The 25,235-nt window shown below is 69.2% G+C and carries 25 protein-coding genes, 1 tRNA gene and 1 pseudogene; 11 read left to right on the top strand and 16 right to left on the bottom strand.

Features of this window, described 5'->3' with window-relative positions:
• The first annotated feature begins 38 nt into the window (after positions 1 to 38).
• Both ACFYZB_RS06395 and ACFYZB_RS06390 read left to right on the top strand, forming a co-directional pair.
• Positions 39 to 896 (top strand): helix-turn-helix transcriptional regulator, encoded by an 858-nt coding sequence (locus ACFYZB_RS06395; RefSeq protein WP_351206220.1) that lies wholly within the window; start codon positions 39 to 41, stop codon positions 894 to 896.
• 188 nt (positions 897 to 1,084) lie between these two features.
• Entirely contained in the window at positions 1,085 to 1,276 is a 192-nt protein-coding gene (locus tag ACFYZB_RS06390) for a DUF397 domain-containing protein (RefSeq protein WP_351206218.1), read from the top strand.
• A 99-nt stretch (positions 1,277 to 1,375) separates the two neighbouring features.
• On the opposite strand, the gene ACFYZB_RS06385 is transcribed toward ACFYZB_RS06390, so the two are convergent.
• From ACFYZB_RS06385 to ACFYZB_RS06375, 3 genes are all read right to left on the bottom strand, one after another.
• The gene (locus ACFYZB_RS06385; RefSeq protein ID WP_388755646.1) at positions 1,376 to 2,269 is read right to left on the bottom strand and encodes a MerR family transcriptional regulator; all 894 of its coding nucleotides are present in this window, start codon (positions 2,267 to 2,269) and stop codon (positions 1,376 to 1,378) included.
• Positions 2,270 to 2,353: 84 nt separating this feature from the next.
• The gene (locus ACFYZB_RS06380; RefSeq protein WP_388754989.1) at positions 2,354 to 2,842 is read right to left on the bottom strand and encodes a glutathione peroxidase; all 489 of its coding nucleotides are present in this window, start codon (positions 2,840 to 2,842) and stop codon (positions 2,354 to 2,356) included.
• A 266-nt stretch (positions 2,843 to 3,108) separates the two neighbouring features.
• Complete coding sequence (locus ACFYZB_RS06375) at positions 3,109 to 4,110, bottom strand: ArsR/SmtB family transcription factor (protein WP_388755643.1); 1,002 nt, start codon at positions 4,108 to 4,110, stop codon at positions 3,109 to 3,111.
• 114 nt (positions 4,111 to 4,224) lie between these two features.
• Between ACFYZB_RS06375 and ACFYZB_RS06370 the strand changes: the two genes are divergently transcribed.
• Positions 4,225 to 5,436, top strand: a complete 1,212-nt coding sequence (locus ACFYZB_RS06370) for an MFS transporter (RefSeq protein ID WP_388754986.1) — start codon at positions 4,225 to 4,227, stop codon at positions 5,434 to 5,436.
• Here ACFYZB_RS06370 and ACFYZB_RS06365 read toward each other — a convergent pair.
• Positions 5,360 to 6,208: a slipin family protein gene (locus ACFYZB_RS06365; protein WP_388754983.1), complete on the bottom strand. Its 849-nt coding sequence runs from the start codon at positions 6,206 to 6,208 to the stop codon at positions 5,360 to 5,362. The two genes, ACFYZB_RS06370 and ACFYZB_RS06365, sit on opposite strands and share 77 nt — an antisense overlap.
• A gap of 107 nt (positions 6,209 to 6,315) precedes the next feature.
• Complete coding sequence (locus ACFYZB_RS06360; RefSeq protein WP_388754980.1) at positions 6,316 to 6,846, bottom strand: hypothetical protein; 531 nt, start codon at positions 6,844 to 6,846, stop codon at positions 6,316 to 6,318.
• Between the two features lie 266 nt (positions 6,847 to 7,112).
• Between ACFYZB_RS06360 and ACFYZB_RS06355 the strand changes: the two genes are divergently transcribed.
• The 7 genes and pseudogenes from ACFYZB_RS06355 to ACFYZB_RS06325 form a co-directional block, all read left to right on the top strand.
• Positions 7,113 to 7,610 (top strand): aminoacyl-tRNA deacylase, encoded by a 498-nt coding sequence (locus ACFYZB_RS06355; protein WP_388754977.1) that lies wholly within the window; start codon positions 7,113 to 7,115, stop codon positions 7,608 to 7,610.
• A 104-nt stretch (positions 7,611 to 7,714) separates the two neighbouring features.
• Positions 7,715 to 8,422: an SDR family oxidoreductase gene (locus ACFYZB_RS06350; RefSeq protein ID WP_388754975.1), complete on the top strand. Its 708-nt coding sequence runs from the start codon at positions 7,715 to 7,717 to the stop codon at positions 8,420 to 8,422.
• Positions 8,423 to 8,589: 167 nt separating this feature from the next.
• Positions 8,590 to 8,979 (top strand): BlaI/MecI/CopY family transcriptional regulator, encoded by a 390-nt coding sequence (locus tag ACFYZB_RS06345; protein ID WP_388754973.1) that lies wholly within the window; start codon positions 8,590 to 8,592, stop codon positions 8,977 to 8,979.
• Between the two features lie 33 nt (positions 8,980 to 9,012).
• Positions 9,013 to 9,957 (top strand): M56 family metallopeptidase, encoded by a 945-nt coding sequence (locus ACFYZB_RS06340; RefSeq protein WP_388754971.1) that lies wholly within the window; start codon positions 9,013 to 9,015, stop codon positions 9,955 to 9,957.
• Between the two features lie 179 nt (positions 9,958 to 10,136).
• Positions 10,137 to 10,778: a phosphatase PAP2 family protein gene (locus ACFYZB_RS06335; RefSeq protein WP_388754969.1), complete on the top strand. Its 642-nt coding sequence runs from the start codon at positions 10,137 to 10,139 to the stop codon at positions 10,776 to 10,778.
• A 180-nt stretch (positions 10,779 to 10,958) separates the two neighbouring features.
• Entirely contained in the window at positions 10,959 to 11,879 is a 921-nt protein-coding gene (locus ACFYZB_RS06330) for an undecaprenyl-diphosphate phosphatase (protein WP_351206198.1), read from the top strand.
• 577 nt (positions 11,880 to 12,456) lie between these two features.
• Positions 12,457 to 12,620: pseudogene (locus ACFYZB_RS06325) on the top strand (tyrosine-type recombinase/integrase); the annotation flags it as partial.
• Between the two features lie 55 nt (positions 12,621 to 12,675).
• Here the strand turns inward: ACFYZB_RS06325 and ACFYZB_RS06320 are convergent.
• From ACFYZB_RS06320 to ACFYZB_RS06270, 11 genes are all read right to left on the bottom strand, one after another.
• Positions 12,676 to 12,751 (bottom strand) — tRNA-Arg (locus ACFYZB_RS06320).
• Positions 12,752 to 12,993: 242 nt separating this feature from the next.
• Complete coding sequence (locus ACFYZB_RS06315; protein ID WP_388754966.1) at positions 12,994 to 13,224, bottom strand: hypothetical protein; 231 nt, start codon at positions 13,222 to 13,224, stop codon at positions 12,994 to 12,996.
• A gap of 370 nt (positions 13,225 to 13,594) precedes the next feature.
• Positions 13,595 to 14,131 (bottom strand): hypothetical protein, encoded by a 537-nt coding sequence (locus ACFYZB_RS06310; protein WP_388754963.1) that lies wholly within the window; start codon positions 14,129 to 14,131, stop codon positions 13,595 to 13,597.
• A gap of 9 nt (positions 14,132 to 14,140) precedes the next feature.
• The gene (locus ACFYZB_RS06305; protein WP_388754960.1) at positions 14,141 to 14,473 is read right to left on the bottom strand and encodes a hypothetical protein; all 333 of its coding nucleotides are present in this window, start codon (positions 14,471 to 14,473) and stop codon (positions 14,141 to 14,143) included.
• Positions 14,473 to 14,853, bottom strand: coding sequence for a hypothetical protein (locus tag ACFYZB_RS06300; RefSeq protein ID WP_351206167.1), 381 nt, complete (start codon positions 14,851 to 14,853; stop codon positions 14,473 to 14,475). Before ACFYZB_RS06300 ends, ACFYZB_RS06305 begins: the two co-directional genes overlap by 1 nt.
• A 281-nt stretch (positions 14,854 to 15,134) precedes the next feature.
• Positions 15,135 to 15,965, bottom strand: coding sequence for a hypothetical protein (locus ACFYZB_RS06295; RefSeq protein WP_351206165.1), 831 nt, complete (start codon positions 15,963 to 15,965; stop codon positions 15,135 to 15,137).
• A gap of 113 nt (positions 15,966 to 16,078) precedes the next feature.
• On the bottom strand, positions 16,079 to 17,149 hold the full coding sequence (locus ACFYZB_RS06290) for an alpha/beta hydrolase (protein WP_388754957.1): 1,071 nt from the start codon (positions 17,147 to 17,149) through the stop codon (positions 16,079 to 16,081).
• Positions 17,150 to 17,212: 63 nt separating this feature from the next.
• Positions 17,213 to 17,929 carry a hypothetical protein gene (locus ACFYZB_RS06285; RefSeq protein ID WP_388754955.1) on the bottom strand — a complete coding sequence of 239 codons (717 nt, stop codon included), beginning with the start codon at positions 17,927 to 17,929 and terminating at the stop codon, positions 17,213 to 17,215.
• 9 nt (positions 17,930 to 17,938) lie between these two features.
• Positions 17,939 to 18,391, bottom strand: coding sequence for a hypothetical protein (locus ACFYZB_RS06280; protein ID WP_388754953.1), 453 nt, complete (start codon positions 18,389 to 18,391; stop codon positions 17,939 to 17,941).
• Positions 18,392 to 18,536: 145 nt separating this feature from the next.
• The gene (mycP, locus tag ACFYZB_RS06275) at positions 18,537 to 19,904 is read right to left on the bottom strand and encodes a type VII secretion-associated serine protease mycosin (RefSeq protein WP_388754950.1); all 1,368 of its coding nucleotides are present in this window, start codon (positions 19,902 to 19,904) and stop codon (positions 18,537 to 18,539) included.
• 1,661 nt (positions 19,905 to 21,565) lie between these two features.
• Positions 21,566 to 22,045, bottom strand: coding sequence for a hypothetical protein (locus ACFYZB_RS06270; protein ID WP_388754947.1), 480 nt, complete (start codon positions 22,043 to 22,045; stop codon positions 21,566 to 21,568).
• 628 nt (positions 22,046 to 22,673) lie between these two features.
• Here ACFYZB_RS06270 and haaT point away from each other — a divergent pair.
• On the top strand, positions 22,674 to 25,235 hold a 2,562-nt coding region (gene haaT / locus ACFYZB_RS06265), incomplete at its 3' end, for a cyclophane-containing RiPP biosynthesis TPR protein HaaT (protein ID WP_388754944.1).

The raw sequence follows: 25,235 nt of genomic DNA, 5'->3' as shown, positions 1-25,235 counted from the left end.
TGTTAAGCAACAGGCAGGCAGCCGGAGGTGCACGTCCCGTGGCGTCCAATGTCAATCCCACCGTCAGGCGGCGCCGGCTGGGCCAGGAGCTGCGCAGGCTCCGCGAGCTCAAGGGCATGACGGCCGAGGAAGTGGCGGAACGACTGCTGGTGTCGCAGTCGAAGATCAGCCGGCTGGAGAACGGCCGGCGCAGCATCAGTCAGCGCGATGTGCGCGACCTTTGCGGGGTGTACGAGGTCGAGGACCAGCGGATCGTCGACTCGCTGATGGAGATGGCCCGGGACTCGCGGCAGCAGGGGTGGTGGCACACCTTCGGGGACATCCCCTACAGCGTGTACATCGGGCTGGAGACCGACGCCGAGTCGCTGCGGGTGTACGAACCCCAGCTGGTCACCGGTCTGTTGCAGACCCGCGCCTACGCGGAGGCCCTGGTGCAGGGCGCGCTGCCGGAGACGTCGACGGCCGAGATCGAGAAGCGTGTGCAGGTGCGCATGCGCCGACAGGAACGTATCACCGCCGAGAACAACCCGCTCCGGCTGTGGGTGGTGCTCGACGAGGCGGCGCTGAAGCGCGTCGTGGGCAGCAGGCTGGTGATGCGGGAGCAGCTGGACCATCTGATCGAGATGTCCCAGCTGCCGCACGTCACCGTGCAGGTGCTGCCGTTCGAGGTGGGCGCGCATCCGGGGCTCAACGGCCAGTACGCGATCCTGGAGTTCGCCGACGCGGCCGACTCCAGCGTGGTGTACCTGGAGGGCGTCACCAGCGACCTGTACCTGGAGAAGGCCCAGGACGTGCAGAAGTACGCCGTGATGTACGAACATCTGCGGGCACAGTCCCTCAATGTGGAGCAATCCCGGCAGTTCATTGCGAAGGTGGCAAAGCTCTACGCGGAATGAGGGCCGTCACGGAGGGCGCCGGATCGTACACCGAAGGTCCACTTCAATGGAAGGCTCCCCTGGAATATGCCATCCGGTTGAGTGAACGACTACTCCAGCGGAGGCGGTTGCCCGGTAGCGTCGATCACGCCAATCAGACGACAAGGTTGGCGTGAACCGCACTATCGCAACTCGCAACAGGAGTGGACATGGCACTGATTCAGGGCGCTTCGGAGACGTGGATGAAGTCCTCCTATTCCGCGGGCAACGGCGCCTGCGTCGAGGTCAAGTCGCCCACCGCCGCCGAACTCGCCGTCCGTGACTCCAAGGTCCCCGAGGGCCCGATCCTGGCCTTCCCCACCGACGCGTGGAACGCCTTCGTGACCTCGGTCAAGGCGTAAGGGGATCTCCCTGACCATCTCGACAACTGCACACGCACCACCAGAAGAGCCCTCTCGACGAGTCGCCGTCCTTGCCGAGAGGGCTCGGCCCTGAACCCGCTATCGCACCGGGAACGCCACGTCGCACACCGGGTCCTGCGGGCCCGCCGCGTCCCAGTCGGCGAAGTAGACCTCGCGGCAGGGGCCGGCCATCTCCAGGCCCTCCCCGGCCATCCACTGCTCCACCGCCTCGAAGGCGGCCAGGATCTGCGGATGCGCCACCTGCGCCTTGGCGATCCGTGTGTAGGCCAGCCGGGTCGCAGGCTCCACCCGTACCGTCGTCTCCCAGGCCCGCCCCCGCCCGGCGGCCCACGCCCGCGCCGCCGCCTCGTCGGCCACCGGCACACAGGACTCCGCCGGGCCGTCGCTCTCCATCGACACCTCGGCGTGGTAGACCACGAACGGCGCGCCCGTCATGCCCCCGCACTCCCGCGCCGCCTCCTCCAGCCGGCCCAGCGACGCGCCGATCCAGGTCGGCAGCTCGTCCGCCAGCGTGTGCCGCGACTCGGTGATCACCACCTGCGCCGGCACGTCCACGGTCTCGATCACGAACTTCTCGTACATCTCGCAGCTCCTCCCGGACAGCCGTCCACGGAGGTACTCGGCGAGCGTCCGCTGCCCGGCGACCCGGCTCTCCACGTCCGCCCAGTAGGCGGCGAGCCGGCCGGCGGCCTCGGGCCCCTCGGCCCCGAGCACCTCGGCGATCCGGGCCAGCGGCATGTCCAGCTGCCGCAGCAGGGCTACCAGGCGGGCGCGTTCGACCTGGCCGGCGCGGTAGTAGCGGTAGCCGCTGCTGTCGTCGACATGCGCCGGTGCCAGCAGGCCGAGCCGGTCGTACAGGCGCAGCGCCTTTGCCGACAGCCGGGCCCGCGCGGCGAACGCGCCGATGGTCAGCAGGTCGTCGGTGAGTCGGCCTTCGGCGAGCCCGTCCTCGGTGAGCTGGTCGTCGTCCACCGTGTCATCCTCCGTCACCGGGCGGATCCGCCGCCCGGTGACAGGGACGCTCGGCCCTGCCCCAGGGGCAAGGTCAAGCCGTGCTCAGCCGAGCTGGGCCTCGATGGCCGCCACGATCGCGTCCGACTCCGGCTCGGTCTGCGGCGAGAACCGGGCGACGACCGTGCCGTCCCGCCCGATCAGGAACTTCTCGAAGTTCCAGCGGATGTCGCCGCTGTGCCCCTCGGCGTCGGCGACGCCCACCAGACGCTCGTACAGCGGGTGCCGGCCCTCGCCGTTCACCTCCACCTTCTCGGTGAGCGGGAAGGTCACGCCGTACGTCGCCGAGCAGAACTCCGCGATCTCCTCGGCGGTGCCGGGCTCCTGCCCGAGGAACTGGTTGCAGGGCACGCCCAGCACGGTGAAGCCGCGGTCGGCGTACCGCTCCTGGAGCTTCTCCAGGCCCGTGTACTGGGGGGTCAGGCCGCACTTGGAGGCCACGTTGACGACGAGGACCGCCTGGCCGGCGTATTGGGCGAGGTCGGCGGGGCCGCCCTGCAGGGCACCGATTTCGACATTCAGTACGTTGGTCATACAGGGAGCCTAGGGCCTGTCTGACAATTCCCGTCTGCCGCGCGACGCCATGCACGCACTCTCGCCGCACCGGCCCCAGACCCAAGTACGCCCAGTACGAGGGTCTGGGGCCGGCACTCCCCCAGCCTTCGGCCGGGGGGACCCCCAGAGCACGCACCTGACGCCGCGCGGCCGCCCTTCGGGCGACGACGCGAATTGTCAGACAGGCCCTAGACGGCCAAGAGGGTGCCGCAGTGCCGTCGGTTTCGTAGCGCGGCGGCACCCGGCTAGCACCGGCCGGCGTCCCGGCCCCCGGCCCGCACCGACTCCGGTGCCTCCGCCAGGACGTCCCCCGCCGCCGTCCTCGCGTACAGCACCGACCGCCCCGCCCTCCTCCGCCCCACCAGCCCCGCCTCCCGCAGCACCCTCAGATGGCGCCCCACCGAGCCCAGCCCCTGCCCGGTCACCGCCGTCAGCTGGGTGGTGCTCATGGGCGAGGCGAGAAGGAGCAGGACCTCGGCCCGGGCAGGGCCGAGCAGGGAGCGGAGTGCGGCCGGGACGACCCGGTCGCCGGCGTCGGCGAGGACGCCCGCGCACGGGTAGACCGCCGCGTAGCGCACCCCGTCCTCCCAGGCGACCCAGCCCGCCCGCTGCACGGTCACCGGCACGAAGACCAGCTCCGCCCCGGAGATCTCCCGGGGCGGGTACGCGTGCAGGTTGATCTGCAGCCGGTTCCCGCCGAGCCAGCGGGTGCGGCCGGGCCGCAGCGTGTCGAGCATTCTCACCCAGCCGCCCCGGCTCACCTGCGCGGTCCGCGCGACCACGTCCGCCTCCAGCACCCGCCGGCGCCGCTCCCAGGACGGCCGTACGGTCGCCTCCCACACCCACTCCAGGAGTACGGCCGCCCGCTCCGGCAGGTCCTCCCGGTCGAGTTCGGCGGGGAGCGGGCCGGCGAGGGCGGTGCGCAGATGGGCGCGGGCGGCGTCGGGCGGGGTGGCCCGCACCCGGCCGACCGCGTCGGCGAACCGCTCACCGTCCCGCGGCGCCGGCGTCAGGAAGTCGGCGATCCACTCCCGGCCGAGCCCGGCCCGCACCAGCAGCGCCGTCACCGGGTCCGCCGCCAGCCGGGCGCGGTAGGCGGGCAGATGGGTGCGCAGCCACTGCTGCTCGCCGGGATGCGCGGCGTCCTGCGTGTGCAGCAGCTTCAGACCGGCGAAGGTCTCGGCGAGCGGCGAGACGACGAACCGGCTGAGGGCGAGCGTGTCCGCGTTGAGCTGCCACAGCCCCACCTCGGCACCCCCCGGACGGCCGTACGACCTTGCGCGCTGTTTCTTTCGCATTCTTCCTTTCGCGCTGTGGCGAAACAATAACGAGGCCGCCCGCGATCTGCCGAAACTCCCCGCATGTCCAGCTACCGGTCCCTGTTCCGCACCCCGGAGTTCACCCCGCTCTTCCTCGGCTCGGCCGCGCAGACCGCCGCGCAGACCCTCGGCGGGCTGGCCCTGGCCACGCTCGTGTACCGGGCCACCGGCTCGCCGCTGCTGTCGGCGGTGAGCATGTTCGGCCCGTCGCTCGCCCAGGTGCTCGGCGCGACCCTCCTGCTGTCCGGCGCCGACCGGCTGCCTCCGCGTACGGCGCTGTCCGTGATCGCGCTGGCCTTCTCGGCCGGTACGGCCGTGCAGGCGGTGCCCGGCCTGCCGACGGGCGCGCTCTTCGGTGTCGTACTGCTCCTGGGCCTGGTGGCCTCCCTCGGCGGCGGGGTCCGCTGGGGCCTGCTGAACGAGATCCTCGCCAAGGACGGTTATCTGCCCGGGCGTTCGCTGTTCAACATGATGAACGGGCTGATGCAGATCGCCGGGTTCGGCACCGGCGGCGCCCTGCTCGGCATGCTCTCCCCGCGTGTCTGCCTGCTGCTGTCGGCGGCGCTGTACCTGCCGGCCGCGCTCACCCTGCGCCTCGGCCTGACCGACCGCCCGCCCCGCGCCGGGGGCCGTCCCTCCCCGTCGGCGACCTGGCGCACCAACGCCCTGCTGTGGTCGTCCCGCCCGCGCCGCCTCACCTACTTGGGCCTGTGGCTGCCCAACGGCCTGGTCGTCGGCTGCGAGTCCCTGTACGTGTCGTACGCGCCGCACGCCGCCGGCACCCTCTTCGCCTGCGGGGCCTTCGGCATGTTCGCGGGGGACGTGACGGTGGGCCGACTGCTGCCGCCCGCGGTACGGCGCCGCCTGGCCACGCCTCTCCTGCTGTTGCTGGCGACGCCGTACCTGGTGTTCGCGGCGCACCCCCCGCTGCCGGTGGCGACGGTGTGCGTGACGATCGCCTCGGCCGGCTTCTGCGCGAGTCTGGTCCAGCAGGAGCGGCTGATGGACCTGACCCCCGGGGAACTCGCGGGCCAGGCCCTGGGCCTGCACTCCTCCGGCATGCTGACGATGCAGGGCGTGAGCGCCTCGCTGGCGGGCGCGGTGGCCCAACTCACCTCGCCCGCCGCGGGCATGACGGTGATGGCGGCGGGCTCGGTGTGCGTGACGCTGGCCCTGGCTACGGCTGCCCGGCGTTCTCCGGAGCGGAGCTCTCCGGAGTCGGGGCGGGGGCCTGCTGCTGCCGGGGCACGCTGAGGTCGGCGTCGATCTTCTGCACGGCGCGGTCGAAGTAGCGCAGCAGCTCGACGGGGAAGGGCATCACGAGGGTCGAGTTCTTCTCGGCGGCGACCTCGACGACGGTCTGGAGGAGCCGCAGCTGCATGGCCTCCGGCGTGTCGGACATGATCCTGGAGGCGTTGGCGAGCTGCTGCGCGGCCTGGAACTCACCGTCGGCGGTGATGACCCGGGCCCGCCGCTCCCGCTCGGCCTCGGCCTGCCGGGACATGGACCGCTTCAGGGACTCGGGCAGTTGGACGTCCTTGATCTCGACGCGATCGATGTGGACGCCCCACCCGGCGGCCGGGCTGTCGATCATCAGCGCGAGCCCTTCGTGCAGCCGCTCCCGGTCACTCAGCAGGTCGTCCAGATCGCTCTTGCCGATGATGGACCGCAGCGAGGACTGGGCGACCTGCCCGACGGCGAAGACGTAGTCCTGCACCTCGATGGCCGCACGCACGGGGTCGGTCACCCGGAAGTAGACGACCGCGTCGACCTTCACCGACACGTTGTCCTTGGTGATGCCCTCCTGGGTGGGCACGGGCATGGTCACGACCTGGACGTTCACCTTGCGCATGCGGTCGGCGAAGGGGATCAGGAAGGTGATGCCCGGCTGCCGGTGGCCCGGCAGCGCCTTTCCCCACCGGAACACGACCCCGCGCTCCACCTGGTTGACCACCCGCATCCCGCTCTTGAGCACGAGCAGCGCCAACAGCGCCACCACGACGACCGCCACCACGGTGCCTTCCATGGCACTCCATTCCTCGCAACGGCACGGACACCGGGAAGGACACCGGCGGTGGCCGGATGGATGCGGTCGCCCGCGTCATGAATACGTCAAGCTTCCCGGAGCCGCCGTCACCACTCGTCGTGGTCGCAGACCACCCGGAAGCTGCCCACCACGCCGTCGTCACCGAAACCGAACAGGCCCTCGTGGACGGCGCGGGGCGCCACGCCACTGGTCTCGCCGTGGGGACCCACGACGGCGACCGGAGAGCCGTTGTCACAGCTGAAGCCCCGGAAGACCTCGACGGTCTTCCGGCTGTCGTTGAAAACGCTGAAGCTGGAGCCCGATCCGCCGGCGGTGATGCAGCCCTCGGCTTCGGCGGAGTACGTCCGTTCGTTGAAGTAGATCCTCCCGCCCTCCCCGCGACCCCGTCCGCGCCCGCCACCGTCGCGTCCCTCGCCCCTGCCACCCGAGGAAGCGGCGGCAGCAGCGGCCTGCTGGGGAGGCTGGGCCGCCGGCCGGGCAGGCCGGGCGGCGCGGTGGGCGGGCTGAGCCGCCCGGTGGGCGGGGCGGGGTTGGGCCGCCCGGTGGACAGCCGGGGACGCCGGGGCGGATCCGACGGCCGAGGCATAGGTGATGCCGGCGGTTGCAAGGACGGTCACGCCGACTCCGGCGCCGACCACGGCAAAAGTACGCGAGGGCATGGCACTTCTCTCTGTGTCACGGGCGTCGGCCGGACGACCGATCTGCGACGAACGTACCGAGAGCTTCCATAGCTGGCATTTCGGGCATGCCTCAGGTGTGACGGGATGAGCCCGAGGCGGGGAGGCATCGGGCCCGTGGAGCACGTGGCGCCGGCTTCCGCACCGCGGCGGGCGATCGGCCAATGGGCGATCAGCTCCCGTCCGCGCGCGGTAATCTCGGCGAGGTGAACGCTCCCGCTCCCCTCGGTCCGCCGGAGGTCCTCACCGCGCTCGGCGTGTCCTTCCGGCTGCATGAGCACCCTGACGTGATCAGCCCGGTGGAGGTGTGCGCCGCGTTGGGTGTCCCGCTGGAGCGGACCGTCAAGACGCTGGCATTCGTCACGCCCGAGGACCGTCTCCTCCTGGCGGCACTGCCCGGCCACACACGGCTGCGGTACGGCGCCCTCGCCCGCGCCGCCGGGCTCCGCCGCACCGATCTGTCCCCCGCCGACGCCGGCCGGCTGGCTCGGGCGGGGATGCGGCCGGGCGGGGTGTGCCCCGTGTCCGCGGAGGGGGCTGCGGTGGTGGTGTTCGACGAGACTGTCAGCGGCCTGGGCCGAGTGCACTGCGGCAGCGGTCGGCCCGACATCAGCATCGAGATCGAAGCGGCGGAGCTCCTGGCCGCCGTTCCGTCGGCCAGGACGGCCCCGATCGCCGGCAACCCCGAGGACGGGCGGGCATGAGCATCGGCGACGCCGCGGCCTCGGACGCCGTCGGCATCGACGGCCAGGCCGGGTTCCCGGTGACTGATCGCTGAATTCGGCCGCGCGTGGCAAGGGGTGAAGGCATGCGGATCCATGGGTCGACGGCGCTGGTGACCGGCGCCAACCGCGGGCTCGGGCAGGTGATGGCCCGGATGCTCCTGCAACGCGGCGCCCGGCGCGTCTACGGCGGGGCCCGGGACCCGCGGACGGTCGTGGAGCCCGGTGTGATCCCCGTCCGCCTCGACGTCACCGATCCCGCCCGGGTGGCCGCGGCGGCCGGGACGTGCTCGGACGTGACCTTGCTGGTCAACAACGCCGGGGTGCTGACCGACAGCCCCCTGCTGGGCGCGCCCGACCTGGACGCCGCCCGCACGGAGATGGACGTCAACTACTTCGGCACGCTCTCCATGTGCCGCGCCTTCGCACCCCTGCTCATCGGCAACGCGCCCGGCGCCATCGTCAACGTGCTGTCCATCGCGAGCTGGTTCACCAACCCGGCGATGGGCTCCTACAGCGCCTCCAAGGCCGCCGCCTGGGCCCTGACCAACGGGATCCGCGGCGAACTCCACGACACCGGCATCCTCGTCGTCGGCGTCCACTGCGGCTACATCGACACGGACATGGCCGCCCATGTCACCGGCGCCAAGAACACCCCGGAAGTCATCGCCCGACAGACCTTCGACGCCGTCGAGGCGGGCCGGACGGAAGTCCTCGCCGACGAACGCACCCGGCAGACCAAGGCGGCCCTGAGCCTCCCTCCCGGCACCACCGCATCCCCCCACCGGCCGTGACCCCGGGCCGTCCGCCGACAGACACGGCACGGGCATGTCCGTGGCCCGGCGGGCGATCCGCCGGCGAGCCGCATGGCAGACTCCTCGTACGGCATCCTTTACACGGCCGTAGAAGTTCTGCGTGACCGTGGACGAGGCAACGGACGGACGAGGAAACGACGAACCCGATGGACGGCGACACACACGGGCGGGGCTCCAAGCTGCCCAACGGCGCGCGGGAAGCCGAGATCCTCGCCCTGCTGCAGCGGGCCGAGGGCGCGCTGACCCCGGGCGAGGTCACCGAGCGCCTCGGCGGTGAGCTGACGTACAGCAGTGTGGTGACGATCCTGACCCGTATGCATACGAAGCAGCTGCTCACCCGCATACGGCGCGGACGGGCGTATGCCTACGCCCCGGCCACCGACGACGCCGGCTTCGCCGCCCGGCGCATGCGTACCGTCCTGGAGGAGCGGCCCGACCGGGAGGCCGTGCTGGCCCGCTTCGCCGACGGTCTGTCCGACACGGACGCCGACCTGCTGCGGCAGCTGCTCGGCCCCGAGTCCGACGCCAGTCGCTGAGCCGTCGACCGCTGCACCCCGAAGAGGCCCCGGATGCGCATCCTCGTCTACCTCCCGCTGCTGCTGCCCCTGCTCGCCCCGCTGGGTGCCCGGCAGCTGTCGGAGCGGTGCGAGCCGCGCCTGGCGACCTGGCTGCTCACCGTCTCCTCGCTGGTCCTGGCGGTGGCGAGCACCCTCTCGCTCGGACTGCTGGCCGTCACGGGACTGACCCGCGTGCCGCTGATCGCCGGGCCGGGCCACTGGTCGTTGAGCACCGCGCGGCGCGACGACCCCACCGAGCTCTCCGTCGCCGTGCTCGCCGGGCTGCTGCTCGGTGGCGCGCTGGTCATGGCCGCCCGGATGCTGTGGCGCCGTGCCGGGTCGCTGGCCGCGGCCGCGCTGGACGCGGCCTGTATGCCGTCGCGTGACGGACTCGTGGTCGTCGACGACCCGGCACCCGACGCCTTCGCGTTGCCCGGACTGCCCGGCCGGGTCGTCGTTTCCACCGGCATGCTGCACACCCTGGACGAGGCCGAGCACGCCATCCTGCTCGCCCACGAGCGGGCCCATCTGGCCGCGCACCACTACGCGTTCGTCGCCCTCGCCCAGCTCGGTGCCGCCGCCAACCCGTTGCTGCGCCCGCTGGCCACCGCGGTCACGTACACGACCGAACGCTGGGCCGACGAGAACGCCGCCGTCGTCACGGGCGACCGCGGCCGGGTCGCGCGAGCGGTCGCCAAGGCCGCACTCGCCGCCCGTGACACCCCTGCCCGCTCCCGTCTCCCCGGTGCCGCCCTGGGCATCCTCGGCCGCCGCCGCACCCGCCTCGCGACGGCCGGTCCCGTGCCCCGCCGGGTGGCCGCCCTGCTCGCGCCGCCCCTCGGCCGCCATCGCCTGCTGGCCGCCGCCACCGCCGCCGTCCTGCTCACCGCCACCTGGTCGAGTGCCGAGGCCGCCCACGACCTTCACAAGCTGCTGGAGACGATCGGCGCCTCGTGAGCGGTCGGCCGCACGCGTGCGGCGCGGCGACCGGCTCCACGTCCAGCAGGGCCACCTCGAGGCCCCGAGCCCCCGAGCCCTCCCGTGATTTTTTACGCGCGTGTAGATGTTAGGCTGCCGTTCACCTTGCCGCATCCTGGTGTTCTCGCGGTCTCCACCTGCCCGAAAGACATCGCCTGATGACCCCTCACGCCACGGCGCAACTCGCCTTCGACGGCTCCCGCATCGACGGCTCGCTGTTCACCTCGGTCACCGACTTCGCCCGTGACACCCACTGGCTCAACGCCCCGATCGCGCTGACGACCAACCTAGGCCTCGGCGTCTTCGCCGTCCTGATGGTGATCGGCTGGTGGCGGGCCCGCCGCGGCGACGACTCCGCCATGGCCGTCGCCCTGGCCGCCCCGGTGGCGGTCGTGGCCGCCTTCGCCGTCACCGAGGTCGTCAAGAAGCTGGTCGCCGAGCCCCGCCCCTGCCGCGCCCTGCCGCACGACTTCTACGTCAACAGCTGCCCGGCGCCCACCGACTACGCCTTCCCCAGCGGCCACACCACCACCGCGGCCGCCACTGCCGCAGCCCTCTTCCTCCTCGACCGCCGCCTCGCCGCCATAGCCGCGGTCTGCACGGTGCTGGAGGGCTTCACCCGCGTCTACGTCGGCGACCACTACCCGCACGACGTTCTCGGTGCCATCCTCATCGCCACTCCCGTGGCCCTCGTCGCCGGCGTGGTCCTGCGCGCCCTGATCCGCCCCCTGGTCGCCCGCCTGCGCACCGGCGGCGCACTCCAGCCCCTCCTCACGGCTCACCCCGCCGCCGCGCGGTGAGCGGCGGAGACATTCCGGGCGCCGACGCCCCGCGGACATGAACAGTGCACGGCGGCGAGGTGAACACACCCAATGCTTGGCCTGAGTTTTACACGCGTGTCATAGGTTTTGGTTGGCCGGAGCTGCTGCAAGCGTTGTCCGGAGCCCGGCCTCGCGTGCAGTTCGAGCCAAAGGCCAACCATGTCCGTCCTGACCTACCCCGAAGCCGTGGGCGTCGGCCTCCTGCAAGGAGTCACCGAGCTGTTCCCGGTCTCCAGCCTCGGGCACAGCATCCTGATACCCGCCCTCCTGGGCGGGCACTGGAAGAGCGACCTGGACGTCTCCGCCGACGGGTCCCTCTACCTCAACGAGCTGGTGGGCCTCCACCTGGCCACCGCGCTGGCCCTCGTCGTCTTCTTCCGGCGGGACTGGGTCCGGGTCATCCGTGGCCTGGTCACGTCCATCACCCAGCGGCGCATCGAGACGGTGGACCAGCGCCTCGCCTGGCTGATCATCACGGCGACCATCCCCGTGGCCGTGGCCGGCGTCGCGCTCGACAAGGTGTTCCGTACGACGCTCGGCCGGCCCGTTCCCACGGCGATCTTCCTGGCGCTCAACGGGATCGTGCTGTTCGTCACCGAGCAGTTGCGCCGCGGCGGGACGGGCCGCAGGCGGGCAGGCGCCGCCCCCGCGCCCGGCGAGGAGCACCTGACGCCGGACGAGCTGTCGGACCAGCGGATCACCCGGATGACCATCCGGCAGGCCGTGACGATCGGCGCCGCCCAGATCCTCGCCCTCCTGCCCGGCATCAGCCGGTCCGGTTCCACCATCAGCGCGGGCATCTTCCGCGGCCTCGACCACGAGGACTCCGCACGCTTCGCCTTCCTCCTCGCCACCCCGGTGATCGGCGGAGCGGCCCTGCTCAAGCTGCCCCCACTGCTGGGACCCGAGGGCAACGGGCTGCGCGGCCCCCTGCTGGCCGGCAGCCTGGCCGCGTTCGTGGCGGCCTACCTCGCGACCCGCTACCTGGTCCGGTACTTCGAGCACCGCACCCTCATCCCGTTCGCCGTCTACTGCACCCTCGCCGGCCTCGGCAGCCTGGCCTACTTCACCCTCGGCTGACCGGCGAACCGAGGCCCGCCGCCCGGTCCTCCGCCGGCACGGAACTCCTCGCCCCCTGCGACAAGTTCACGCAGGAGCCGGCCGATGAGCCCCGGCAACACCGAGTTCACCTCGGCCGAGCCGGCGAAGAGGAACAGCCGCTGGAAGGACTGCGGCGCGCACGGTGAACCTCCGTGACCCCTCGCGTGGGCCGGGCCGTACGTCCATGCGCCCGCGCCACCTCATGGGATCCTTGCCGGGTGGTGACCGATGCTGCCACGCGGTGCTGCTTTGCCTGATCAGCACCGCGCTGCTTCCTGCTCGATCCCGCTCATGACGTTCTGTGCCGGGCAGTCCGCTCACGCATCGCGCACGCATGGAGAAGCTCGACCTGGGTCCTTGGCCGACTGCAAGACGTCACGGCGCAGAGCGCTCCTCGGGTACCGGGAGCGGTTGTCTGCGCGGCGTGGCCGTGCCGGGGCCTCGATGCCGCCCGTCATGTTCTTCTAGGCGCCGCTCAGTTCGCCGACGCGGACCTTGATTGCGGTCTCTTCGCCGTCCTCGCGAACCGTGGGCCCCGGAAACGGACACCGAGTGCCTCCGCGTCATCCGCCGGCACGACGCCCGACACGGCACGGCCACCCTCCTCACGGATGCCGGAGCCGCGCCCCGCGTCGTGAGGGGGGTCTGGGTCGCTCCCAGATCAGCATCACCATGGACGTCTACACCCACGTCGAGGACACCCAACGTGAGGCCATGAGCCGGCACGCGTGGATGCCAAAGGCCCCGGACCATGATCGGTCCGGGGCCTTTGCGCTGGTGCCCCCGGCAGGATTCGAACCTGCGACACCCGCTTTAGGAGAGCGGTGCTCTATCCCCTGAGCTACGAAGGCAGGGATGTGTGGGCAAAGGTGCTGGAAATCCGCCCGCATCGGACGAATCCCGACCCCTGAGGGCCCCAGACATCCACAGGGCGCCCCACCAGAGTGGTGCACCGCGCACAGTCTAGCGGTTGCGGCAGCGCACCGAGGCGTCATGCCCTGCTGTTGTGTGGCCCCGCCCCCTGTGTGACGAGCCCCTTGTGCCGGCCGGCGGAGTGTGTCGTGCGCTGACGTGCACCGACCGGGCCTCGTGGCTACCGTGTCCGGCGGGTGATGCCGAGGGCCACGGAGTTCTTGGCCCAGGCGTACCCGATGTAGATGAGCAGAGCGCCGTCGGCTCCGTACGCGGGGATCCGCCGGAGGCGGTGTGCCTCATCCAGGGTGGAGAATCCGGATTCGCTGTCCTGGCGGAACCCGATGAGGCGTTCTCCAGCTTCGGTGCCTGGCGGAATGATTCGGAGGTGCTCGGTCCTGTTGAACCTCATGCGCTTCGTCCTTGGGTCCAGTGATCTATCTTCCTGAGTTTCGTAAACTGGAATTCTCTCCACGTGAGGACCATTTCGGCAATGCACCTCAAGGACGTGATAAAAACGACTCTCTCCTCCATTTCTGTATTCGATCTCCCGAACGGGGATCGGCGTGTATAGAGTTTTCCCTTCCATGGTGATCAGGCGCTCGCAAGCGCGTCCTTCGGCCGCGTAGACGTCATGGGTGCATCCGGTGGCTTCATAGCGATACTTCTTCAGGGGTTGGGGTCTGAGTCCGTCGTACTGACGCGTGAACACCAGGAACCCCGCTCTGATCAGCTGAGATCGGTGCATGCCGCGCCAAGCTTTGTCGTAGACCAGTGTGTGGTTACCAGGGGCGCGTGTGCGAATCTCCATGGCGAGACGGTCGGTCACTCTGGCTTTCCAATTCCTTGGATTGGTGCCGAGCGGTATCCGTGTTGAGAATGATTCGGCTGTGCGGCGAGCATTCGTCGCGGATAGAGAATGAGACGAGTTTGTTGCCGTAGATTTCTCGATCGCCGCCCTCCAACTGGATGGTGGCGTCCGGATCGACCCGGTGGCGCCGCGGCACCCCGGTCCTCTCGTCAATGGTGAACTCTTCGGTCTGGTCCGAGGCGGGCCGTACGACTGTTCCGTCGCCGGTGATGACTTGGCTGGGGTGGGGGCGGACCGGGGTGCCTCGCCGTTTCTTGGCGAGCATTCCCTGCGCGAGGGCCTGGTTGATCCAGGCGTCTCGGCTGGCTTCTCGGAGGTCCTGTAGCGCGTCGAGCATCTTGGGCCTGAAGTCGTGCCAGTGATGGCGCTGAGGGCCCGTCTCGGGCAGGCCGTCGGCTGCGGCGTCGCCGCGGTGCTGTCGGACGCCCTCGCGGACGATCTTCCACATGTGCTCGAGCTAAAAGTTGGCACAGGCCATCTCGGCGGTGTCGAAGATCGAGATGGAGGCGAGAAGAATCAGGTAGATAAACGGGGAGTACACGGGGCGACGGCCTGGCGTTCCCGGAGCGCGTCCGGGGTAGACCTTGTCCGCCACGTCGTACAGGTCAGGGTTGGCGACGAGGAGTTCCAGACGTTCCAGCGCGGGGAGGGGCCGGGCAGAAGGGCCGGGAGGTTCGGGGCGGCTGAAGCTGAAGACGTCCTTGGGCGTCGGGCCCATGACGTAGTCCGGCTTCTTCTTGGTTCTGGGTTTGGGCTTGGAGACGGCGGGGCGTCGTTTCGGCGCCCCCATCAGGCCCCCGTCCCTGATGGCCGCCATTCGTAGCCGGCGAGCTTTGCGGCGCGGTCCAACGAGGAGAGCCCGAGGCGCAGCGCGACATCCGCGATCTGACCGGTTTCCGAGTGGATCTTCGCAGCGAGCCAGCTGGAGACGTCCCGCGGTGTGGCGGACCGGCCTTCCGGGGCGATTCCGCTGGGGCGTACGACCTCGCCGAAGGCCGTGCACACACTGGACTGCAGTTGGTTTGCGGGGGCGAGACCGTTCGTGGTGAGTGTTTCGGGGCGGTCGCAGCTCGCCTGGTGCTGGACATACTCGACGCGCAGGCGGAGGACCTCCCGGCTCCACGGATCCTCGAGCGGGCAATAACGGGCGGTGATCCGGGCAGCGCCCACCGCCCAGACCCGAGAGTTGTCGAGATCCAGATCGGTGGTGGCGGTCAGGCCGATTTCGCCGGTGTGGAGCTGGGTGGAACGAAAGGGCCGGTTCCCGTGGGACTTTGCTCTCGGCGACGACGATCTCGCTCGTAGAGACCTCGTCTACAGCAGGGACGGGACACTACCTGACTTGCAACCGCCGATTCCGGCGATCCCTCGTTTCCGAAGGCACCCGGACGTCCCCTCCTACTCGACTTGTGAGTTCGTTCCGAAAGGGCCGCTTCTCGCCCGTTGGTGATTCAGATGCTGGCGGACTTCTCGGGTGCCACCGGCGTCGTCACTGCGACGCGCACAGCGCCAGTGGCTGATGGGGCGACCTGAGCCACGCTCTCATCGTTGACGTTACGTGCAACGAGCGCGGGAACGCCGGCCTCTGTCAGGACATCACGCACGGTCCAGCCCGTACTCTCGAAGTAGGTTCGCACACGCGCCAGCGCCTGAGTTGTCTCCTCCTCCGAGAGCGGTTGGGTCGACCAGGCATGGTGGACATAGGTGCCCTCGGCGTCCTGGTAAACGCTGATTCCGTCCCCCTCCTGCGCTGGGGCATGTCGCACATAGAGTGCATCGTAGATCCGGCTGGAGTGGGCGAGAGCCAGATGTTTGGCGTTCTCGTCGACCCGCGTGCGGTGGAAGGCCGTGGAGTCGGCCGAGGATCCCTGACTGGGGGCGAAGCAGGGTGAAGTCACGGAGATGGCTGCGAGTCCCTCGCCTTTGGCACGATTCACGACACCGGTGAGAGCTGTCATCCAGAAGTCATCAGGTTCGGTACGCATGCTGACGGAGGGGAACGGATCGGACCAGTTGCCATCCTGTGACTGGAACTTGTAGCCCAGCTTCACCCAGGCGTCCCGAGCCTGCCGTACCAGCGTCTTGGCGTCGCTACCGGGAACCCCGGTCAGCTGATAGGTGAGTCGGTACTGCACACGGTCGTCTGGGCCGCCGTCATCCCGGGCGATGCATGCGCCCAAAGGGCGAAGGCCAGTACGCTTGAGGGTCGGCTTGGGTGACATACCCTCCACCGCCTGACGAACGATCTCCTCTGCGCGTGCACTTGCTTGCTGCTCATCCATAGTGGCCTGCTTGGATTTCGTTGCGCCATTCCCGCTGTCCTGTTGGCTCCCGCAAGCCGTGATGGCGACTGCCGTGCACAACAACGCAATGGCTGACATGATTCGGTTCGGTTTCACCCGGTTCCTCCGGTTGCGATCTTTGCCATATTTTTCAGTGAATCCCCTTCCCAGTACTGGGAGTGGGCAGGCATGAGTTTCCAATCCCAACCCGGAAGATGTCCATTGCCAACCTTGAAGGTGCGTCCACCAAATTCGTCAGATGTCGGGTCCGTCCCATACATGGCCGAGTGGTCGTCAAAGAGGTGCCTGTATGCGTTCGGGTTCAGCGGCGCCAGCGGACCGGCATCCGGTGGGGCCATGTTGACCAGGTCGTTCTGAGCAGTTGCCGCCCAAACGTGATCTGCGGGAATGTGCAGGTCCTTGGCGTGACTGACCCCAGTGCCCGGGCTTCCGACCAGGATCGCGTTGTTCACCGGCAGGTCCGGATGGTCACGCATCGTCTCGCCTGCCACAAGAGAGCCGTAGCTGTGTCCCAGGAGAGTGGAATTCGCGTGCCCTCCATGATGGGCTGTATCGAGGCCAGCCAGAAAGTTGCTTAGAGGTGCGCGCGCATTGTCGGCCCAGTGGGTGTCGTAAGTCGCGTCGGGCACGAGACTCTGCGGGGCATCGTAACCAAGCCACATTATCGAAGCCGTCGAATGCGTGGGATCCGTGGTGCTCGCTTGGTCCTGAAGCACCTCAGCTCTTGAAATGAGACCATCGACGCCGTTCAGGTTCGAGCCAGTTCCCGGCACGTATGTCACCACATTATCGGCCGTGTCCGGATTTCCGATGGAGACGACAGCGTGCCCGAGATTCTTGTTGTCGAATCCGAGCAGATAAGGTCGAGTGCTCTCGTCTCCGACGAAGTCGTCGTAACGGTTCTGGATCGCATCCATGCCGTCGATCCGCCCCTGCAACTCCTTCCGCTTCGCTTCCCATTTCTGCCATGCGGCTTCGCTTTCAGGGGTCGTTACCGGGACGTCCACCTCTCCACCCGTGTTGGGGTTGAGCTGGTGCATGGTCTGAAAGCGGGCGGGCTCCTTCGCCATCCAGGCGTCCAGGTCGACCTGAGCGGAGCCGCGAGCCTCGGCAAGCACGGTACGGTTCGCCTCATCACGCACAGTGGTGGGAAGGCCGTCCATCCACCCGATCGAGTCAGGGTGGACAGCCACGTAGTCAGCCCGCTGCTGGTCGGTAAGGCTTTTTCACCACTGCGCGTTCTCCTTGGGAGTTCCGTGCTTGGGGAGCTCCTTGATCGAATGCAGGTAGTCCTCGGCTCCCTCGAGAACACCGGCGGTGTCCTTCTTGACGTCCACCCAGTCCCGGTCGGAGACGGTCAGGTCATCGTCGGCCTTCAGCGCCCGCAGCTTCGGCGCCCACTTCTCGTCGGCCGCCGTAGCCTCCTTGAGGGCGTCGGCGATGCGGTCGGCGTACTCCTGGGCGTACCGAGCGTTCGGATTGGGATTGAATCTGGCTGCCTGGCGGCCGATCGCATCTGCGGCCGGGTCCCCGATCAGGGCGGTCACGGTACCGCCTTCCGGGATTTTGCCGTCGGTCTTCTCGCCGGCCGACGGGTAGCTGACCGAGCCGTCGGAGTTCACAGTGAAGTTCTTGGCGTGCGCGTCCTCGACGGCGGCGTCCAGCTTCCTCTTGGCCGCCCCCATGTCGTATGCGAATCCGTCGAGCGCCGTACTGATCAGGCCGCATTCGGCCTGCGTGTAATGGAAGTTCTTCGCCAGCTCCTGTAACTGGCCCTCAGCCGCAGTCGCGGCCTCACCCTCGTTGGCCGATTTCATGGCGCCGATGATCTGCATGTCGATACGGTCCTTGGCCGCGCTGGCCATGTCGCTCACCGCGCGGAACCCGTTCGCCGCATCCGAGTACTCGGACGGCTTCAAAGCCGTCAGCGTCTTGTAGTCCATGAGATCCGATCACCGGCCCTTGGACTGACCGCCGACCGCCGGCGTGTCCTTGTACTCGGTCTTCAGCTTCGCGATCTCGGCACTGATGGCCTCGTCCGTCCTGAGTTGGTCGTTGCCCACCTTCTCCAGCAGGCCGGACAGCTTCTCGCAGCGGCTGCTCACGTTGCCGACGTAGCGCTCCCAGGACGTGTGGACCTCTTGCTGGGCAGCGGCGGTCAGGCACCCGGAATCCTTGCCGAGGCCCTTCTGACCATCCTCCAGCTTTGCCAGCGCCTTGCTGATGTTGTCCCGCAGGTCGCCGACGTCGGCACCTGTCTTGGACCAGGCGGCCTTGTCAGACCTGAGTTTGCCGGGTACGCCGCTTCCTCCACCCACCGGGTCAGCCAAGTGGTCGATCTGCATCCGACCGGTGCTCCGCTCCGCTGCGGCGGCCTTGAGCTGTTCCCACTCGTCCCACGCCATGCGCGCCTCTCCCCGTGTCTCGTTGTACGCCGCCGATTTGTGGTGAACGTCCGACCGCAACGCTGTGGTGGTCGAGAAGCACAGTAGTGACGCTGCGTCGAGTGCCCCATCCGTATCGGCCACCAGCCCGTCTGAGTATGCGTACTCAGTCAGCACCCGGCCCTCGATCGGACGGGGGGACGTTGTCCGGTGGGACCGGGGGCGCGTACGACGACGGCGTGAACCCACGGGCGGCGTAGTGCGCTTGGCCCGGGGTGGGCGCCGTCATTGGGAGCGGCGCTGAGGTTGTCCGACGCTTCCGGACGGCGATGGCAGCCGCGATCCCCACTCCGAGAAGTGCGACGGCACCGACGCCCAGCGTGATCCAGTGGTTGCTGTTGCTCTCGGACGCTGCCACTGCCGCAGGCGAGTTGCCACCCTTTGCCTGAGCATCGGAGCCTTCGGCGCCCGAACCTGCCGGTGAAGCCGACTGAGATGTAGCTGCTTTGAAGTCCGGGAGCGGGTACAAATTCGCAGGGCCGGGGTCGCCTGGGTTCTGCAGGGCGATGCGGGGGCGGACGATGCCGTAGCCGATGGAGTCGTTGCGCTTGGCACCGTTGGTGGGGGCGCCGATGGTGTTGAGCATGACGCGGAGGACCTGGTTGTTGGTCCAAGTCGGGTGCTTGGACCAGATCAGGGCGGCGCTTGCCGAGGCGAGGGCGGTGGCGTCGCTTGTCCCATGGGTATCGCATAGCCCCGTCTTGCTACCGCAGGCGTGAACCATGTCCTCGCCCGGTGCTGCCATGTCCACCTGGGGCCCGGTCTCGGACTCGGCGGTCCTGTGGAGATCCTTGCCCACGGCCGCGACACCGACGACGCCCGGCGTGGCGGCTGGGTACATGACCTCGTTGGCCCCGCCTCCGTCATTCCCGACCCCGGCGAAGATCAACGATCCCTTTTCGAGGGCGTACGTGACCGCCGCAGTCAGCTGCGGTGAGCCCTCCGGCGCGGCCTGGGAGATGTTGATGACCTTGGCGTGCTCATCGGCGGCGTATCGGATCGCTCGTGCGACAGCCTCGTTGAAGCGTTTGTCTCCCTCGGCCTGGTTGGCTGCTGAATCTCCCTTGGGCAGGCGGATGGGGAGGATTTTGACGCCTGGGGCGAGCCCGAAGGCGCCGTTTCCGCCGCCGTATGCGCCGGTTCCTGCAATCAGGCCGGCCATGCCGGTGCCGTGACCTTCGTAATCGGTGTGCTCGTCGCCTGGCTGGTTCGGGGCGAGGTCCTTGCCCTTGAGTACCTGGCCCTTCAGGTCGGGATTCGTGGGATCAACGCCGGTGTCGATCACGGCGACCGTTACGCCCTTGCCGGTGCTGGTCTGCCACATCTGCTCGGCCTTCATGGCGTCGAGGAACCACTGTTCACTGCGCGTCGACTCCGCTTGCGACGGTGCTGCGGCGGCGCCCACAAAGAGCAATCCTAGGGCCGCCGATACGGCAGCCTGACGGTGCCGGTGGCGCACTCCGCTGGTGAGCATGTATATCCCTCTACCTGTTACTGACCTGTCAGTCGACCACGGACGGCACGTTGCGACGGTCCTTCTGCCGTTGTGCTTCGTCGTCGCTTCCGGTGCCGTTGTTGCGTCTGCTCCGTCTTGAGTCTTCACGTCGGGCGCCTGCCGCCTGACGAGCTTGCGGCGTGCCGCCGCTACTCGCACCAGCGGCTCGCGTAGCGGCGGCAGGCGTTCCGCCTGAGATTCCGCCTCGCTCCACAGCGCCACTTGCCGGGGAAGCCGTACGAGCACCCGAACGCCCCGGCTGCTGCGTGTTGGCGCCGACCACACCCCTGTTCGGCACGGGGACACGGCCGCCCGAGCCTGTTGCTTGGCGCCCTGCAACCTGCCCCGAAGATCGAGCGCCTGTGGCAGGCCCCACCTGACCACTAGCGGTCGGTCCCTCGGCGCCCACGACCGTCCCCCTGGGGATGGCACCCGGCGAGTTGCCCGCAGGGGACGGAAGCGGTCGGCCGCCGATGACGCCGCGGCTACCGCTCGGCACACGGCCTGGCGCGGACGTCACTGCTCTCTGCTCAGGCAGAGCCGGGGTCCGGCCTCCGAGTCCGGGCACGGTCGGGGTCCGGCCTCCGATTGGTTGCCGCGGGCCGGTTGGCTCCGAGGGCGCGCCGGGGCTCAACCGGCCCGATGGCATTTTTGGGCTCAACGGGCCCGAGGGCAGGCTCGGACTGCTAGCGAACGGCGGTGGAGGCGTCCCCGTCGCCGGCGTGGCCGGTGGGGCGACTGCATCTGCATGGCTTGCGCCCGGAAGACCGCCCGTGATGTTCGGCGTGTGCTGCACTTGCGGCAGCGAGGTGACGGAGTCGATCCCCATCCGAGTGGGGTGCTCCACCTCCACCGGCACGACGTGCTCCACCGGCACGACGTGCGCAGGTGGTGCCCCAACGGGGGACTTTCGCTCGCTGCCGGGGGCGGGAACACCAGCAGGACTCTCCCGGCCTTGCGTCACGTGTACGGCGGCGGTGCCATCAAGGGATGAGGCGGCTCCCGGAGCGGAATCGCCGGGGCGAGCCTTGGCTCCACCACCGTCAATCGACTGAGTTCCTCCCGGCACAATCGCCTTCGGCGGCGGCGGAAACTTCGGCCGCTCCAGCCTGTTCATCTGCGTGGCCGACCACTCGTAGGTCTGCCCCAGCTTCCGCATCTGCGCCGCTGCCTCCAGGCGGACCCTCTCCTTGTGCACCGCCAGCGCAGCCAGCTCGCTCTTGTGCGCTGCCTTTGCCGCGTCCGGGTTCGGCTGCGCGCCCTTGGTGTCGCGCGGAATGGATGTCTGCGCCTCCGCGATCGCTGCGGAAGCCTCCCTCAGCCACTTCCCAGCGCCTTCACTGAAGTCACCTAGCCGCAAGGTGGAGTTGGCCAGGTCGGCAGACCAGGTGCGGAACGCGTGCGCGCCCTCGCCCTTCCATTCCACCCACTGCGGGCGGACCTTGAGCTCCTCGGCGATCTTGCGGATCTCCGCGGCGGCCGCGGTGAGTCGGTCCGCGGCGGCCTGGACCGTGCCGGCGTCGGCCTGGTCGAGCCACGCCAGCATCTGCTCGTGGCTCATGTCCTCGAAGGACGTACCGCCCCCGGATCCTTTGCGAGGCATCAGAACTCCCCCGTCCCCGTCCGTTCCCCCAGGTCCATCAGATCGAACCGCCCGCGTCGCGACCCGCCGGCGCCGGCGTCGACGGCTGCCCCGCCTGCGTCCCGTTCCCGCCGCCGTGACCCTTGCTCGGCCTCTCGGGGTCGTAACCGTCGCCGTAGTACTTCGTCGTCTCCGCGCTGATCGCCGCCATGCGGTCACGGACGTCCAGGTCGACGTTCTGGTAGCCCTTGTGCGAGGCCATGACCGCGATGCCCATGCCCTCCATGGAGTCCGACAGCAGCTTCGACAGCGTCTCCAGCTCGCTGATCACCGTCTCGTACGTGCTGAACAGCCCGGCCGCCTCCGCCCACGCACCGGCCCCGCCCCCGAACTGATGGCGTGCGAGCTGCTCCTGCCCAATCTTGCCCGGACCCGCCTGCGAGCCCTTCAGATCGTGGATCAGGGCGTCGACGCGCTTCTGGAAGGTGGTGAAGGACGACAGTTCGGTGGCCACATCAGAGACGGCTTCGCGTGCCACGTCGAACAGGCCGGACACCCACGACGACGTGCCCGACGTCGACCCGCCATCGCTCGGAAGCACAACACCCTCCCCGCATCGTCAGAACAACCGACCGCTCACATCCGCACCAGCAACTTTAGCTACCAGCGGTGACAGGCCACAGACGGCCTGTAGCGGCGAGCGGCCGAGAGAAGACCATCAATGCGGGGCCGCTCCGCTCGCAACCACGAGTTCCAGGGACTCATCAGGCATGCCACCACCCAACACCCCGGCGTGATGAAGCGCATGAGCACTTGTACTCAGATGCGGGCGTTCGGCAGTTCTGAATGGCCGATACCCGACACTGGGTGGCGCAGAGGTGACCTTGACCAGGTCCGTTACGGCTGGTCGGCTTACTACCGATGTGGCGTCGAGATCAGCGCGATCCGGGGGTGTGTACGTGATCTGGGTGCACCTGTATGTGCCGTGCCGACCAACTCGCGGCTCACTCCGCACCGCGACACGAAGGGTGCCCGGGTCAGGAGCCCCACGGGATCGGGATACGCCGCCACCGAGACGCTATTCGCACAGCGACACGGCGGAGCTGCCGGCATGAGGATGCGGCGCGGCGCTCGCCGTCGTCGCCGGTGGCGGCGCCATCACCACGATGCTCGTGGGTCTGGTGACGAACGCGGTGTCGGCGCAGTCTCATTGGCCGTCCTGGTTGGGATGGCTGCAAAAGCATCCCTGGCTGTCGTTCGTCCTCCTGGGGGTGATCGCGGCCGCGCTGGCGGCGGTCCTCACTCTGCTGGACGATCGCCCGCCCTCGCATCAGGGCCCTGAGCCAGTGGTCCGAGCGGACGATGGAGCGGGCCCGCCCGGCGCCGCCCTGGTGCCGCGGTCGCTGCCTCGCGACACCTCGGCTTTCACCAACCGGTCGGCCGAGCTGGAGTCGCTGGTCCAGTCGGTCCGTGCCGCGCAGGAGGCCGGCGAAGGTCTCCCGGTCCATGTGATCGACGGGATGCCGGGCGTCGGGAAGACCGCCTTCGCCGTGCGCGCGGGGCACGTCCTCTCGGAGCGGTTCCCGGACGGACAGCTTTTCGTGAACCTCAACGGGCACACTCCCGGACGCAGCCCCGTGCAGGCCACCGAGGCTCTGGCCTCGCTGCTCGCCGCCGCCGGTGTGCCGACGCAGCAGATCCCCGTCGGTGACGACGTCGGAGCAGTCACAGAGGCCCGGGCGGCCATGTGGCGCAGCCAGCTCGCGGGGAAGAAGGCGCTGCTCATTCTCGACAACGCGGGTAGCTACCGGCAGCTGGAACCGCTGCTCTCCGGCGGGGACGAATGCCTGGTCCTGGTGACGTCTCGCAAGCGGCTGGCCGCACAGGAGGAGGTGGTGCTGCCGGTGGGGGCGCTGCCCCCGGATCACGCGGTGGATCTGTTCGTACGGCTCAGCGGCCGGCCTGCTGATGCACTCGACCGGGACGTGCTCGGGGAACTGGTGCGGCTGTGCGGGTACCTGCCGCTCGGGGTGTCGCTGCTCGCCGCACGGCTTCGGCATCACCCGTCGTGGAGTGCTGCAGATCTACACGCGAGGCTCGTCGCAGCCCGGGACCGGCTGGGCGAGCTGCGGGCCGGGGAGCGTGCGGTCGCCGCGACCTTCGACTTGCCCTACCAGGACCTCGCAGCAGAGTTGCAGCGCTTCTTCCGGGCCCTCGGTCACTACCCCGGTACGGATCTCGACGCGTACGTCGGGGCGGCGCTCGCCGCGGTCACGGTGGCGGACGCCCGCGACCAGCTCGACGCGCTCTACGACGCCCACCTGATCGACGAGCATCCGGGAAGCCGCTACCGGCTTCACGACCTCCTGCGCGATTACGCCCGCGGTCTCGCTGACGAAGGAGACAGCATGGACCACGTACAGGCCGTCCGGCATGTGGGCACCTACTATCTGGCCGCTCTCGCCGTCGCCAACGACCACATCGTCCGAAACGGCGCGGTCGCTCCACCTCCGCCGGACGATGCGGGAGAGGTGGAAACCCCGCCCTTGGAGTCGCGTCCGGCTGCACTGGGCTGGCCGGAGGACGAGCGGCCCAATATCCTGGCCTGCATCCGGCGGGCCAACGCCCTCGCCCTGTACGACCTGGTGATCCGCCTCGCGGCGGCCATGGCACCCTTCCTGCGGCAGGCCGGCCCCTGGGACCAGGCCGTCGCACTGCACCGGACGGCCGCCGAGGCCGCCCGGCACGCCAGCGACCAGCGGGCACTTGCCGACGCACTGACCGAACTCGGCGTCATACGGCGCTTCATGGCCGCTTATCCCGAGGCGACAGAGGCCCTCAACGAGGCCGTCACGCAGTACGACGCGGTTGGCGACCACTGCGGCAAGGCGGACGCCCTGAACCAGCTCGGCATCGTCTGGTACCTGACCGCGGACAACGATGCCTCCGCCCGCGCCCAAACCGAGGCCCTGGCCCTGTACCGCGAGATCGACCACCGGCTCGGACAGGCCAACGCCCTCGCCGATCTCGGCATGGTGCGACGCCAGACCAGCGCCTTCGACGCGGCCGTCGAGGCCCAGTCCGAAGCTCTGTCGCTCTACCGTGAGCTCGGCGACCGATACGGGGAGGCCAATTCCCTGCGGGATCTCGGCGTCGTGCACAGCCTCACGGGCGAGTACGAGCGGGCCGCGCAACGGCACCGTGAAGCACTCGGTATCTACGAAGAACTCGACGACCGGGTCCACCAGGCGTACGCCCTCAACGAGCTGGGCGTCGTACGGCGGCTCACCGGGGACCTCGACGGCGCTCGCGAAGCCCACACGCGGGCTCTGGAGTACTTCACCGAACTCGGCGAACGGTTCGGGCGCGCGAACTGCATCCGCCACCTCGGGGTGCTGGACCGTCTCACCGGGGACGCGACGACGGCGATCCGCGAGCTTGAAGAAGGCCTGGAGGCATATCGCGCCCTCGGGATCCGCGGCGGCGAGGCCGCCGCGCTCGGCGAGCTGGGGGCCACTCGTGCGGCTGTCGGTGACCGAGACGGGGCTGTCGGTGCGTTCGAGCAGAGCCTCGACATCCTCCGCGAACTCGGCGATCGCTGTGGTGAGGCAGAGGTCCTGAACCAAGGCACGAAGGCACGAAGGCACGAAGGCACGAAGGCACGAAGGCACGAAGGCACGAAGGCACGAAGGCACGAAGGCACGAAGGCACGAAGGCACGAAGGCACG

The organism is Streptomyces sp. NPDC001852 (assembly GCF_042891825.1).
Classification (GTDB): Bacteria; Actinomycetota; Actinomycetes; order Streptomycetales; family Streptomycetaceae; genus Streptomyces.
The sequence above is the reverse complement of the archived record's forward strand: the minus strand, read 5'-3'. Positions and strand labels throughout refer to the sequence as shown.